Raw genomic sequence first — 12,954 nt, forward strand, 5'->3', positions numbered from 1 at the left:
CGCCGGTGCCTACATGAGGTGGGCAGGAACAGCGAAAGCACGATCCGCATGTCCGAACGCGACGCCGAAGCCAACCGATTCTCCGCTCGCGCGGCGCGCTATGCCCGCGTCGGCGCCAATGTCGGCGGGGTGGCCGCCCGGATGGCCGGCGCCCGGCTCTTCGGCGTCGAAGGGCGCGATGCCTCCAATGCCGAGGCGCTGGCCAAGGCACTGGGCGGGCTGAAGGGCCCGATCATGAAGGTGGCGCAGCTCGTCGCCACCATTCCCGATGTCGTGCCGCCGGAATACGCCGCCGAATTGCAGAAGCTGCAATCGCAGGCGCCGCCGATGGGCGCGGCCTTCGTCAAGCGCCGGATGATGGCCGAGCTCGGTGCCAGCTGGCGCGAGCGCTTCGGCGAATTCGACCTGAAGCCGGCGGCTGCGGCCTCATTGGGGCAGGTGCATCGCGCGACGACGCAGGAGGGCGCGGCGCTCGCTTGCAAGCTGCAATATCCCGACATGGAATCGGCGGTGGAGGCCGATATCGCGCAACTCGAGGTGCTGTTCTCGCTGCACCGGCGCATGGGCGCGGTGATCGACACCACCGAGATCGCCAAGGAGATCGGCGCCCGTGTCCGCGAGGAGCTCGACTACCGGCGCGAGGCCAAGCATGCCGCGCTCTATCAGGCGATCCTGTCGGATACGCCTGAAATTCGCGTGCCGGCTGTCGAGGCCGGGCTCTCGACCGGGCGGCTTCTCACCATGCACTGGCTCGAGGGCAGCCCGATTCTCTCGCATAAGCAAGACGGGCAGGCGGTGCGCGACCGGATCTCGACCGCGATGTTCAAGGCGTGGTGGCGCCCGTTCAGCCATCACGGCGTCATCCATGGCGACCCTCATCTGGGGAACTACACGGTGTTTTCGGAGAGCGGGGAGCCACAGGGCATCAACCTGCTCGATTACGGCTGCATCCGCATCTTCCCGCCGAGCTTCGTCGGCGGCGTCGTCGATCTCTACAAGGGCCTGCGCGACGGCGAGGAGGCCCGCGTCATCCACGCCTATGAGACCTGGGGCTTCAAGGGACTGACGAAAGATCTCGTCGACACCCTGAACATCTGGGCGCGCTTCATCTACGGGCCGCTGCTGGAAGACCGGGTCAGGCGCATCGCCGAGGATGTCAGCCCGGCCGAATACGGGCGCAAGCAGGCTTTCCAGATGCATCAGGCCCTGAAGGCGCGGGGACCGGTGACGGTCCCGCGCGAGTTCGTGTTCATGGACCGCGCCGCGATCGGGCTCGGCGGCGTCTTCCTGCATCTCGACGCCGAGCTGAATTTCCACCGCTTGTTCGAAGCGGAGATCGAGGGATTTTCCGTCGAGCGCGTCGCGGCGCAGCAGGGTGCGGCACTGACGGCTGCGGGGTTGAAGCCGGCGGCATAAGGCGCTCAGTCGCCGTCTGCCGATATCGTCTGCCCGATCCGACAGGCGGCGATGTTCTCGTCGTCACGCCTGGTCTGCTCGCGACCAGCGTCTCGGCGTTTCGCACAGGGCTGGGGTCGAGAGTCATGCACTCATCGTTCGTCGCCAGCTTGATCCGATCATCTACGGACAGTTCCGTCGCTGATCCAGCGATGGACGAATCTGCCGGTCGGTGCTCCGGGCGGTGCCAGATGGCGTAGATCGTTCTCAAAATCGGCCGATAACAAGAATAATTCTCTATTTAAATCGATTGAATTGCTCCGCGCTGTTCGCTAGAGAATGGTTGTGCGAGGTTGCGACGGCATGCTCCACCGTTGCAGCAAGCTGCCGCGTTGCCCGTGCGTCGCGGGTGCGCTACAGGCTTAGAGAGACTGTGTCTTTTTCAGGATCGAGACCATGGCCGACCACGCCCATCACGCCGACGCCCCCGCGATGGACTATCCCGAGCATGAGCGGACTTATACCGGCTTCGTGCATTTCGCCGAGGTTGCGACCGTCGCCTCGCTCGCCATCGTCGCGGCGCTCGCCGTCGGCGGCACCAAGCACGCCTGGGGCACGGCGCTGATCGGCACGCTTCTTGCTGTCATCGGCACGGGCATCGGCATCGCCGCCCCGTCGATCTCCTGGCGCGCGCCTCTCGTCTCGCTCGTGCTGATGCTGCTCGCGCTGCTCCTGCTCTGACCGTCTCCCCATAACGCCGGAAAGGCCTTTTCCCGCCATGCGCATTGCTGTCCCAGCCGAAACGCAAGGGGCGGAAACCCGCGTCGCAGCGACGCCGGAGACCGTCCGCAAGTTCAAGGGCCTCGGCGCCGAGGTCGTGGTCGAGACGGGGGCGGGCAAAGCCTCCGGCATCCTCGATGCGGATTATGAGGCAGCAGGGGCGACAATCGCGAAAACGGCGGCGGAAGCGCTGGCCGGCGCGGCTATCGTGCTGAAGGTGCGGCGTCCGTCGGAGAGCGAGATCGCCGGCCTGCCGGCTGGTGCGCTCGTCGTCGCGACGATGGACCCCTATGGCAACGAGGCGCAGGTCGCGGCGCTGGCCAAGGCCAATGTCGACGCCTTCGCCATGGAGTTCATGCCGCGCATCACCCGGGCCCAGGTGATGGACGTGCTGTCCTCGCAGGCCAATCTCGCGGGCTATCGCGCCGTGATCGACGGCGCGGCCGAATACGGCCGGGCGCTGCCGATGATGATGACGGCGGCGGGCACCGTGCCGGCTGCGAAGATCTTCGTGATGGGCGTCGGCGTCGCCGGCCTGCAGGCGATCGCGACCGCGCGGCGCCTCGGCGCCATCGTCACCGCGACCGACGTGCGCCCCGCCACCAAGGAACAGGTCGAATCGCTCGGCGCCAAGTTCCTCGCCGTCGAGGACGAGGAGTTCAAGCAGGCGCAGACGGCCGGCGGCTATGCCAAGGAGATGTCCAAGGAATACCAGGCGAAGCAGGCGGAGCTGACCGCGAGCCACATCGCCAAGCAGGACATCGTCATCACCACCGCGCTGATCCCGGGGCGGCCTGCGCCGAAGCTGATCTCGGCGGCGATGGTCGAGAGCATGAAGCCCGGCTCCGTGATCGTCGATCTCGCGGTCGAGCGCGGCGGCAATTGCGAGCTCGCCAACCCCGGCGAGGTCGTGACCACCGGGAACGGCGTCAAGATCGTGGGCCATCTCAACGTGCCCGGCCGCCTGCCCGCAACCTCCTCCTCGCTCTACGCCAAGAACCTCTTCGCCTTCGTCGAGACGCTGATCGACAAGGCCGAGAAGAAGCTCGCGGTGAACTGGGACGACGAGCTGGTCAAGGCGACCGCCCTGACGAAGGACGGTGCCGTCATCCACCCGAATTTCTCAGCCAAGGCCTGAGCGAAGGAATTCCGACCATGGCAACTCCCTCCACCGAACAGGCTCTCGAACAGGCCCGCAACGCGGCCGCTCTCGCCAAACAGGCAGCCGAGCTCGCCGAGCGCTACGCCGATCAGGCCGCGGCCGCGGCCAGCATCGCGACCGGCGGCGTCGACCCGACGGTCTACCGCCTCGCGATCTTCGTGCTCGCCGTCTTCGTCGGCTACTATGTCGTCTGGTCGGTGACGCCGGCGCTGCACACGCCGCTGATGTCGGTCACCAACGCGATCTCCTCCGTCATCGTCGTCGGCGCCTTGCTGGCGGTCGGCGTCGAGACCCTGCCGACGCTCGGTGACGGGCCGATCTGGGCCAAGGTCTTCGGCTTCCTCGCGCTGGTCCTCGCCTCGGTGAATATCTTCGGCGGCTTCCTCGTCACCGAGCGAATGCTCGCGATGTACAAGAAGAAGGGCTGATCGCCATGGCCGCGAACCTCTCAGCCCTGCTCTACGTCGTCTCCGGCGTCCTCTTCATCATGGCCCTGCGCGGCCTGTCGCATCCGACGACCTCGCGACAGGGCAACCGCTACGGCATGATCGGCATGGCGATCGCCATCGTCACGACCGTGGTGTTCTTCCCGCCGTCGGGCTTCTCGGGCTGGCTGCTCGTCATTATCGGCATCGCCATCGGCGGCGGTATCGGCGCGGTCATGGCCAAGCGCGTGCAGATGACGCAGATGCCGCAGCTCGTCGCCTTCTTCCACTCGCTGGTCGGCCTTGCCGCGGTGCTGGTGGCGGCGGCGGCGCTCTATGCCCCGGAAGCCTTCGGCATCGGCCATGCCGGCTCGATCAAGGGCGCGAGCCTGTTCGAGATGGCGCTCGGCGTCGCGATCGGCGCGGTCACCTTCACCGGTTCGATCATCGCCTTCCTCAAGCTCGACGGGCGGATGAGCGGCAAGCCGATCATGCTGCCGCAGCGCCATGGCATCAATATCGGGCTCGGCATCGCGCTCGTGGTGCTGCTGGCGATCTTCATCAAGAGCGAGAGCCACACCGTCTTCTGGCTGATCGTCGCGGTCTCGCTGGTGCTCGGCGTGCTGCTGATCATCCCGATCGGCGGCGCCGACATGCCGGTCGTCGTCTCGATGCTGAACTCCTATTCCGGCTGGGCCGCGGCGGGCATCGGCTTCACGCTGGGCAACATGGCGCTGATCATCACCGGCGCGCTGGTCGGCTCGTCCGGTGCGATCCTGTCCTACATCATGTGCAAGGCGATGAACCGGAGCTTCATCTCGGTCATCCTCGGCGGCTTCGGCGGCGATGACGCCGCGGCCGGCGCGGGTGGCGCGGTCGAAGCGCGGCCGGTCAAGCAGGGCTCGCCCGACGATGCCGCCTACATCATGAAGAATGCCGGCAAGGTCATCATCGTGCCCGGCTACGGCATGGCGGTGGCGCAGGCGCAGCACACGCTGCGCGAGATGGCCGACCTGCTCAAGAAGGAGGGCGTCGAGGTCAAATACGCCATCCATCCGGTCGCAGGCCGCATGCCCGGCCATATGAACGTGCTGCTGGCCGAGGCCAACGTGCCCTATGACGAGGTCTTCGAGCTCGAGGACATCAACTCGGAATTCGGCCAGGCCGACGTCGCCTTCGTCATCGGCGCCAACGACGTCACCAACCCGGCCGCCAAGACCGACAAGTCCTCGCCGATCTATGGCATGCCGATCCTCGACGTCGAGAAGGCCAAGACCGTGCTCTTCATCAAGCGCGGCATGGCGGCGGGCTATGCCGGCGTCGAGAACGAACTGTTCTTCCGCCCCAACACCATGATGCTGTTCGGCGACGCCAAGAAGGTCACCGACGCGATCGTCAAGGCGATGGCGCACTGACGCCGAGCCGTCATCGGATTGCTGCAAAGGGCCGGCTTGATCGCCGGCCCTTTCGTTTCCGGAACCTGCATCGCGTGATGATCCGGCGTCTGCTGAAACTGCTGCTGTTGCTGGGGCTGGCGGGCTACTTCGCCGGGCTGGGCATGCTCTATCTGCGCCAGCGCGAGATGATGTATCCGCGCGATCCGGCGAGGGCGGACATCACTACGGCCGGGCTCGACGCCGCCGAGGAGGTCAGCGTGGCCACGGCCGATGGCGAGCGGCTGGTCGCCTGGGTCGTGCCGCCGCGTGCAGGCAAGCCGGTCCTGCTCTATTTCCACGGCAATGCCGGCAATCTCGGCAGGCCCGGGCGCGTGGAGCGCTTCCGGGGACTCACGGAGGACGGCACGGGCCTGTTCGCCATCAGCTATCGCGGCTATGGCGGCTCCTCCGGCACTCCGAGCGAAGAGGGGCTGTTGCAGGACGCGCGGGCGGCCTATGGCGCTGCTGCGGCGCGGTTCGGCGCCGGCAGGCTGGTCGGATACGGCGAGTCGCTGGGCACCGGCGTGGTGCTGAAGCTCGCGGCAGAGGTGCCGCTCCAGGCGGTGGTGCTGGAGGCGCCCTATCGTTCGACCCTGGCTGTGGCGCAGGGGCTCTATCCCTATCTGCCGCTCAGCCTGGTGATGAAGGACCAGTTCCGCTCGGATGAGATCATCGCCCGGGTCCGGGCGCCGCTGCTCGTGCTGCATGGCGAGCGCGACCAGGTCATTCCCTTCGCGCAGGGACGGCAGCTCTACGCGCTCGCGAACGCGCCCAAGCGCTTCCTGGGCTTTACCACGGGGCGGCACGCGGATCTGCCGCGCTACGGATCGATCGGCGAGATCAGGCGTTTCCTGGCCGATGCCGTATCAGGCAGCATCGGCGGGGCGGACAGCCGCATGATCGGGGAGGGAGCCGGCGCGCGCCCCTGAGGCGCGCCTCCGATGCTCCGTCAGCTCCGGAAGAAGCCGCCGCCGCCGAGGCGCGATGAGCCGGCGCGGGCCTGGGCATTGTTGCCGTCGATGGACAACGCGCGCTGATAGGCTTCGGAAGCTTCGGCCTTCTTGCCGAGCTTCTCGAAGGCGAAACCGCGGCCGGCCCAGGCATTGGCATTGCGGTTGTCGACGTTGAGGGCGGCCGTGAAGTCCTCCTGCGCGGAATCGTACTTGCCAAGCGCGTTCAGGCTCTCGCCGCGCGCGATATAGGGCGGGGCGGTGTAGGGATTGCGGTCGATCACCGAGTCGAAATCGGTGACGGCATTCTGATGCTGGCCTTCCTTCTGGTAGACGAGGCCGCGGGCATGGAAAGCTTCCGCCGATTCGGGATTGAGCCGGATCGCGGTGTTGAGATCGGCTAGCGCCTGCTGGCTGTTGCCCTGCGCACGCAGCAGATTGGCGCGGGCGATATAGGCCGGCGCATAATTCGCATTGGCGGTGGTGGCGCGGTTGAAATCGGCGAGCGCCGAATCGGCGCGGCCGCTCTGGCGCAGCGCGAGGCCGCGATTCGTATAGGCGGAAGCGAGGGTCGGATCGATCTGCACCGCCTTGGTGAAGTCCGAGATCGCATCCGAGAAGCGGCCGACGCGGGCATAGGCCGCGCCGCGCGTGTTATAGGCGCCGGGGTCGTTCGGATTGCGCGAGATGACCTCGCTCAGCGAGCCGATATTGACGCTGGCATCGGCGGTGTCGCGAGTGTCGAGTTCGGCGACGGCGGGCTGTGAGCCGAGATTGGAGACGGTGTCGCAACCCGCCAGGGCCAGCGCCATGCCGGCTGCGGCCAACCAGTAATTGCCTCGGATCATGCTCTGCCTCATCGGTTTTCGTGCTTCGCTTGCCGCGATGCCCTCGTTCCGGAGGATGCCCGGCTTCCGGATCGCCATGCGTCCTGCTGGGCGCAAAGTGATGAACCGGCTTATTGTTCCAGCACCGGATTTGTTCGAAAAGCGGATTTCACTTTTCGGTCCGATGCAAGCCGTCGCGGCGTGGTCGCGCTCCCAGACCGGCAGCGCTCTCTCGGAGAAGACGCCCGAAATCCGCCAAAACTTGGTTAACGTGGCTCAAATGACAACGCGCCCGGAGCGAGCTCCAGGCGCAAATCACTATCGGCCCTGTCATGGCAGCCCCAAACAGGGCAGCCAGAGGGTCTCAGGGGCGCTTGGGCTTCACCGGCGCGGGCAGGAGGCCTTCGCGCTGGAGCTTCTTGCGCTGGAGCTTGCGGGCGCGGCGCACGGCCTCGGCCTCTTCGCGAGCGCGCTTCTCGGAAGGCTTCTCGTAGTGGCCACGAAGCTTCATCTCACGGAAGATGCCCTCGCGCTGCATCTTCTTCTTGAGGGCGCGGAGCGCCTGATCGACATTGTTGTCGCGAACGAGAACCTGCACGTGAAACGTCCGTCCTTAACGGGTTGATCCAAGAATGGAGGCCGGCGATAAGCCAGAGCCCACCGCGCGAAGATGGGTGCCGATAGCAGAATTCATTTCGGCTGTCCACGCCGCAATCCCTTGAAAATGCGGGGTCGATTGCAGTTCGGGGATCGGCCTGGAACCGGGCGCTCAGGCGCGCTCGTCCGTGACCCGGGTGACATGGCCCATCTTGCGGCCCGGACGGGCGTCGCGCTTGCCGTAGAGATGCAGATGCGCGCCGGGTTCGGCCAGCAGTTCGCGCCAGCGCAGCGCGCTCGCACCGATCAGATTTTCCATCTCGACGCGGCCGCGCCGGGCGGTCGAGCCGAGCGGGAAACCGCAGACGGCGCGGACATGCTGGTGGAACTGCGAGGTCTCGGCGCCCTCGCTGGTCCAATGCCCGGAATTATGGACGCGCGGGGCGATCTCGTTGACGACGACGCGCTCGGCGAGGTCGCCCTCGGCCTCGAGTACGAACAACTCCACGGCAAAGACGCCGACATAGCCGAGCGCCTCGCCGATGCGGCGGGCGGCGTCTACGGCCTGGAGCGATGCGCCTTCCGAGAGATTCGCGGGGATGCGGGTATAGGCGAGGATATGGTCGCGATGCTCGTTCTCGCAGACGTCGAAGGCGGCGAAGGAGCCGTCGAGCCCGCGTGCGGCGACGACCGAGACCTCGCGCACGAAGGAGACGAAGCCTTCGAGGATCGCGGGAAAGCGCCCGATCGCCTCATGAGCCTGGGCGAGGTCGCTGCCCGGCGCGATCTTGACCTGGCCCTTGCCGTCATAGCCGAAGCGGCGGGTCTTCAGGACCGAGGGGCGGCCGAGCTCGGCGGCGGCCGTTTCGAGATCGGCGAGCGAATCGACGGCCCGGAACGGCGCGACGGCCAGGCCGAGTTCGGAGACGAAGCGCTTCTCGCTGAGCCGGTCCTGGGTCACCGCAAGCGCCCGCGCGCCGGGATGGAGCGGCACGCGCGCGGCGAGGAAGGCGGCGGTCGCGGCCGGGACGTTCTCGAACTCGTAGGTGACGACATCGACGGCATCAGCGAAGCGTGCGAGCGCCTCCTGGTCCTCATAATCCGCGACGGTATGGCGCGCCGCCACGTCGAAGGCCGGGCTGTCGGTCTCGGGCGCGAAGACATGGCAGCGGATGCCGAGATCGGCGGCGGCGAGCGCCATCATCCGGGCGAGCTGGCCGCCGCCGAGGATGCCGAGCATGGCGCCGGGGGCGAGGCCGGTGGGAACGGGAGGATTCATGCGTCGTCCCGGTTGGGGCGCTCTGCGATACCGGCGCTCTGGCGGGCGCGATAGGCGTCGAGGCGTTCGGCGAGCGCCTGATCGGACAGGGCGAGCACGGCTGCGGCAAGGAGGGCGGCGTTGACGGCGCCGGCGCGGCCGATGGCAAGCGTGCCGACCGGGATGCCGGCCGGCATCTGGACGATCGAGAGCAGGCTGTCCTGGCCCGACAGGGCCTTGGATTCGACGGGCACGCCGAAAACCGGCAGCGGCGTCAGCGATGCCGTCATGCCCGGCAGATGCGCGGCGCCGCCGGCACCGGCAATGACCACCTTGAAGCCCTCGGCCTTCGCGCCCTTGGCGAAGTCGAAGAGCCGCTCCGGCGTGCGATGAGCCGAGACGATGCGGGCGTCATAAGGGATGGCGAGCGTGTCGAGAGCCTCGGCTGCGTGACGCATCGTCGCCCAGTCGGACTGGCTGCCCATGATGATGGCGACGGGTGGGCTGCTGGCTGCCATGGAATGCGCTCGGGCTCGGCTCCGGAAGCGCGCGATCTAGACCGGTCGATGCGGGGTAAGCAAGGGCGAATCGGCGTAAGGCAGCCGGAAAGGGCGGCTTCAGGCAATGATGTCGGGCGTTAGTGCGTCCTCGATCTGGGAAATGCGGTCCTTGAGGTAGAGCTTGCGCTTCTTCAGGCGCTGGACCTGGACCTGATTGATCGAGCCGACGCGCTCCAGCGCATCGATGGCGCTGTCGAGATCGCGGTGCTCCTCGCGCAGCCGCGCGAGTTCGGAGGTGAAGGTCTCGACCTCTTCCGGGCTGAGCTCGAATCCCATGGGCATCTCATCATCGCCTTGATCGGGGGCGACTATGCGCGTGCCGCCCGGAGTCCTGCAAGTGCGGGCAAGGCGGCTGAAGGCATAGGGAAGCCATCTATTCACGGCTTTCCGGAAACGGACCGGTCACGATCACAGAATCTCATGAATGCCGTGTGACGGCGCGGGGAAGACGTGAAGCCGGCTCTATGCCAGATTGGTTAAGTCAACCGCTCATCAGGAGGATCCAGATGTCGTTGCAGACCCGTCTTGCGGAACTCGAGCGCAAGCACCGTCAACTCGAGGACGCCATCTCCCAGGCTGTGGCGAGCCCGTCTTCGAGTGACCTCAGCCTCGCAGAGCTGAAGCGGAAGAAATTGCAACTGAAGGATGAGATCGAACGCGTACGGATGACCATGCCGGAGCGAACCTTGCACTGAGCCTGCGGGCCGCCAGGCCCTTTGAGTGCTACACAGATGCGGATGGACCGGCCCGAAAGGGCCGGTTTTTCGTAGGCGGCTGCAAGAGCCGTCAACGGAATGACACAATGGACTTTGAAGCTGCTTCGGCATGTTCCGAAAACCGCATCGCCCGTTTCGGAGTGATGCAAGCTGGCGGGAACATCTTGCGCGATGGCCAGTTGAGGCCGGGCGCGCCTCGCGCGGGGGAGACTGTCATGGGCATCATCTGGACCATCATCATCGGTTTCATTGCCGGCGTCGTCGCCAAGTTCGTCATGCCGGGCTCGAACGAGCCTGCCGGCTTCATCCTGACGACGATCCTCGGCATCGTCGGGGCCTTCGTCGCGACCTGGCTCGGTCAGTCGCTCGGCTGGTACGCGCCGGGCGAGGGAGCCGGGCTGATCGGCGCCGTCGTCGGTGCCGTCATCGTCCTGGCCGTCTGGGGGATGATCAGCAGCCGCAATCGCGCTGTCTGAACCCGACCGTTCCCGCATCGGCTTCCCGCTGTCGCGATGCGACCCCAAGCCGATATTTTCTCCCACATGGAGTGATTGCCGTGAGTGACGACAACAGCAGCAGCGGATTTCCGTCCCTGACCGCCCTTCTGGGCCTCCTCGCCGTCGCCGGCTACCAGAACCGCGACAAGATCTCCGAATGGCTCGGCGGGCGCGGCCAGCCTGAACCGGGCGAGGCGCCGGTGCCGCAGCCGGGCCAGGCAGGGGCTGCGCCGCAGGGCGATGGCGGGCTTCTCGGTGGCCTCGGCGGATTGCTCGGGGCCGGCGGTGTCGGCGGCATGCTGAATGGCGGGCTCGGCGAGCTCGCCGACCGCTTCAAGCAGGCGGGACAGAGCGAGAAGGTCGATTCCTGGGTGCAGCACGGACCCAACCAGCAGGTCGCGCCCAATGATCTCGAACAGGCGCTCGGCCCGCAGGTGATCGATGCGATCGCGACCCGGACGGGCCTGTCGCGCGACGAATTGCTCGACCGGCTGTCGCAGGTCCTGCCGGAAGCCGTCGACCGCTTCACGCCGAATGGAAGGCTCGATCGCGCCGGGGCCTGAGAGCCGTTGCCGTCATTCTCGGGCGAAGCGCAGCTTCGACCCGGGAATCTCCGGACGAGAAGGCACTCGTTTCCGAGATGCTCGGGTCAAGCCCGAGCATGACGGGTAGGTTGTCGGGCCGGCTGGCCTACAGCGCCCGTGCCATCTCGCGCAGGCGGAATTTCTGGATCTTGCCGGTCGAGGTCTTCGGCACTTCGGCGAAGACGATGGTCCGCGGGCATTTGAACGCCGCGAGCTGCTCCCGGCACCAGGCGATGATCTCAGCCTCGGTCGCGGTCTTGCCTGGCTTCAGCTCGATGAAGGCGCAAGGCGTCTCGCCCCATTTCTCGTCGGGGCGGGCGACCACGGCGGCCGCCTGCACGGCCGGGTGCTTGTAGAGCGCGTCCTCGACCTCGATCGAGGAGATGTTCTCGCCGCCGGAGATGATGATGTCCTTCGAGCGGTCCTTGAGCTGGATATAGCCGTCGGGATAGCGCACGCCGAGATCGCCGGTATGGAACCAGCCCCCAGTGAAGGCGGCCTCGGTCGATTTCCGATTGCCGAGATAGCCCTTCATCACGACATTGCCGCGCATCATCACCTCGCCGAGCGTCTGGCCGTCGCGCGGGACGGGCTGCATCGTCTCGGGATCGAGCACGTCGAGCCCTTCGAGCGCCGGGTAGCGCACGCCCTGGCGGGCCTTCCTGGCGGCCTGCTCGGCCGGAGAGAGCGCGTTCCAGTCGTCGTTCCAGTCGTTGACGACGGCAGGCCCGTAGCACTCGGTCAGCCCATAGAGATGGGTCACCTCGAAGCCGGCCTGCTTCATGCCGGCGAGCACGGCCTCGGGCGGCGGGGCGGCGGCAGTGAAGAAGGAGACCGTCTGCGGGAAGTCGCGGCGCTCCTCGGGCGCGGCGTTGAGTAGCGCCGACATCACGATCGGCGCACCGCAGAGATGGGTCACGCCATGGTCGGCCAGGGCGTCGTACATCGCCCTGGCGCGGACCTGACGCAGGCAGACATGGGTGCCGGCGACGATCGAGATCGTCCAGGGGAAGCACCAGCCGTTGCAGTGGAACATCGGCAGCGTCCAGAGATAGACCGGATGGCGGCCGAGATTGCCGGTGATGACGTTCGAGGTCGCCAGCAGGTTGGCGCCGCGATGGTGATAGACCACGCCCTTGGGGTCGCCGGTGGTGCCGGAGGTGTAGTTGAGCGCGATGGCGTCCCACTCGTCCGACGGCATCAACCAGTCGAAATCCGGATCGCCGGAAGCGAGGAAATCCTCGTATTCGATCTGGCCCAGCCGTTCGCCGGGGCCGTCATAGACCGGGTCGTCATAGTCGATGACGAGGGGCTTCGCCTTGCAGAGGGAAAGGGCTTCCTTGATCGTCTTCGAGAATTCCCGATCGGTGATCAGCACCTTCGCGCCGCCATGGTCGAGCGAGAAGGCGATGATCGCCGCGTCGAGGCGGGTGTTCAGCGTGTTCAGGACGGCGCCGGCCATCGGTACCCCGTAATGGCATTCGAGCATGGCCGGGGTGTTCGGCAGCATCGCCGCGACCGTGTCGTTCTTGCCGACGCCGTGCCTGGCCAGCGCCGAGGCGAGGCGGCGCGATCGGGCGTAGAATGCGGCATAGGAGCGGCGCAGCGGGCCGTGGATGATCGCGGTGCGCTCCGGGAAGACCGAGGCGGCGCGCTCGAGGAAGGCGATCGGTGTCAGCGGCTGGAAGTTCGCCGGATTGCGGTCGAGATCGGTGTCATAGGCCGAACGGGTCATCGGGAGCCTTCCTTGCAAGCGCCGACAGCCTT

15 protein-coding genes are annotated in these 12,954 nt (G+C 66.7%); 9 read left to right on the forward strand and 6 right to left on the reverse strand.

From position 1 onward, the window contains the following. Positions 1 to 48 precede the first annotated feature (48 nt). From BLQ70_RS11215 to BLQ70_RS11240, 6 genes are all read left to right on the forward strand, one after another. Positions 49 to 1,416, forward strand: coding sequence for an ABC1 kinase family protein (locus BLQ70_RS11215; RefSeq protein WP_091857018.1), 1,368 nt, complete (start codon positions 49 to 51; stop codon positions 1,414 to 1,416). Between the two features lie 435 nt (positions 1,417 to 1,851). Next, on the forward strand, positions 1,852 to 2,136 hold the full coding sequence (locus tag BLQ70_RS11220) for an aa3-type cytochrome c oxidase subunit IV (RefSeq protein WP_061969907.1): 285 nt from the start codon (positions 1,852 to 1,854) through the stop codon (positions 2,134 to 2,136). Between the two features lie 37 nt (positions 2,137 to 2,173). Next, positions 2,174 to 3,313: a Re/Si-specific NAD(P)(+) transhydrogenase subunit alpha gene (locus BLQ70_RS11225; RefSeq protein ID WP_091857019.1), complete on the forward strand. Its 1,140-nt coding sequence runs from the start codon at positions 2,174 to 2,176 to the stop codon at positions 3,311 to 3,313. A 17-nt stretch (positions 3,314 to 3,330) separates the two neighbouring features. Further along, on the forward strand, positions 3,331 to 3,765 hold the full coding sequence (locus tag BLQ70_RS11230; RefSeq protein WP_061969903.1) for an NAD(P) transhydrogenase subunit alpha part 2: 435 nt from the start codon (positions 3,331 to 3,333) through the stop codon (positions 3,763 to 3,765). 5 nt (positions 3,766 to 3,770) lie between these two features. After that, entirely contained in the window at positions 3,771 to 5,177 is a 1,407-nt protein-coding gene (locus BLQ70_RS11235) for an NAD(P)(+) transhydrogenase (Re/Si-specific) subunit beta (protein ID WP_061969901.1), read from the forward strand. A 77-nt stretch (positions 5,178 to 5,254) separates the two neighbouring features. Then, positions 5,255 to 6,127 carry an alpha/beta hydrolase gene (locus BLQ70_RS11240; protein ID WP_091857020.1) on the forward strand — a complete coding sequence of 291 codons (873 nt, stop codon included), beginning with the start codon at positions 5,255 to 5,257 and terminating at the stop codon, positions 6,125 to 6,127. Between the two features lie 20 nt (positions 6,128 to 6,147). Here the strand turns inward: BLQ70_RS11240 and BLQ70_RS11245 are convergent, their stop codons facing one another. From BLQ70_RS11245 to BLQ70_RS11265, 5 genes are all read right to left on the reverse strand, one after another. After that, a complete protein-coding gene (locus BLQ70_RS11245) occupies positions 6,148 to 6,996 on the reverse strand; it encodes a tetratricopeptide repeat protein (RefSeq protein ID WP_170843380.1) in 849 nt (282 codons plus the stop codon). A gap of 343 nt (positions 6,997 to 7,339) precedes the next feature. Next, positions 7,340 to 7,573, reverse strand: a complete 234-nt coding sequence (gene rpsU, locus BLQ70_RS11250) for a 30S ribosomal protein S21 (RefSeq protein WP_061969899.1) — start codon at positions 7,571 to 7,573, stop codon at positions 7,340 to 7,342. 171 nt (positions 7,574 to 7,744) lie between these two features. After that, on the reverse strand, positions 7,745 to 8,851 hold the full coding sequence (locus tag BLQ70_RS11255) for a 5-(carboxyamino)imidazole ribonucleotide synthase (protein ID WP_091857021.1): 1,107 nt from the start codon (positions 8,849 to 8,851) through the stop codon (positions 7,745 to 7,747). After that, positions 8,848 to 9,348, reverse strand: a complete 501-nt coding sequence (purE, locus tag BLQ70_RS11260) for a 5-(carboxyamino)imidazole ribonucleotide mutase (RefSeq protein ID WP_061969895.1) — start codon at positions 9,346 to 9,348, stop codon at positions 8,848 to 8,850. The genes BLQ70_RS11255 and purE overlap by 4 nt, the downstream gene beginning before the upstream one ends. 99 nt (positions 9,349 to 9,447) lie before the next feature. After that, positions 9,448 to 9,666, reverse strand: coding sequence for a YdcH family protein (locus BLQ70_RS11265; RefSeq protein WP_047580734.1), 219 nt, complete (start codon positions 9,664 to 9,666; stop codon positions 9,448 to 9,450). Between the two features lie 230 nt (positions 9,667 to 9,896). Here BLQ70_RS11265 and BLQ70_RS11270 point away from each other — a divergent pair, with 230 nt between their 5' ends. From BLQ70_RS11270 to BLQ70_RS11280, 3 genes are all read left to right on the forward strand, one after another. Then, on the forward strand, positions 9,897 to 10,085 hold the full coding sequence (locus BLQ70_RS11270) for a YdcH family protein (protein ID WP_061970298.1): 189 nt from the start codon (positions 9,897 to 9,899) through the stop codon (positions 10,083 to 10,085). 236 nt (positions 10,086 to 10,321) lie between these two features. After that, positions 10,322 to 10,582 (forward strand): GlsB/YeaQ/YmgE family stress response membrane protein, encoded by a 261-nt coding sequence (locus BLQ70_RS11275; protein WP_061969893.1) that lies wholly within the window; start codon positions 10,322 to 10,324, stop codon positions 10,580 to 10,582. An 80-nt stretch (positions 10,583 to 10,662) separates the two neighbouring features. Then, positions 10,663 to 11,166: a YidB family protein gene (locus BLQ70_RS11280; protein WP_061970296.1), complete on the forward strand. Its 504-nt coding sequence runs from the start codon at positions 10,663 to 10,665 to the stop codon at positions 11,164 to 11,166. Between the two features lie 127 nt (positions 11,167 to 11,293). Here the strand turns inward: BLQ70_RS11280 and BLQ70_RS11285 are convergent, their stop codons facing one another. Beyond that, complete coding sequence (locus BLQ70_RS11285; protein WP_091857022.1) at positions 11,294 to 12,922, reverse strand: acyl-CoA synthetase; 1,629 nt, start codon at positions 12,920 to 12,922, stop codon at positions 11,294 to 11,296. Between the last annotated feature and the right edge of the window lie 32 nt (positions 12,923 to 12,954).

Source organism: Allobosea robiniae, from assembly GCF_900102525.1.
Taxonomy (GTDB): Bacteria; Pseudomonadota; Alphaproteobacteria; order Rhizobiales; family Beijerinckiaceae; genus Allobosea; species Allobosea robiniae.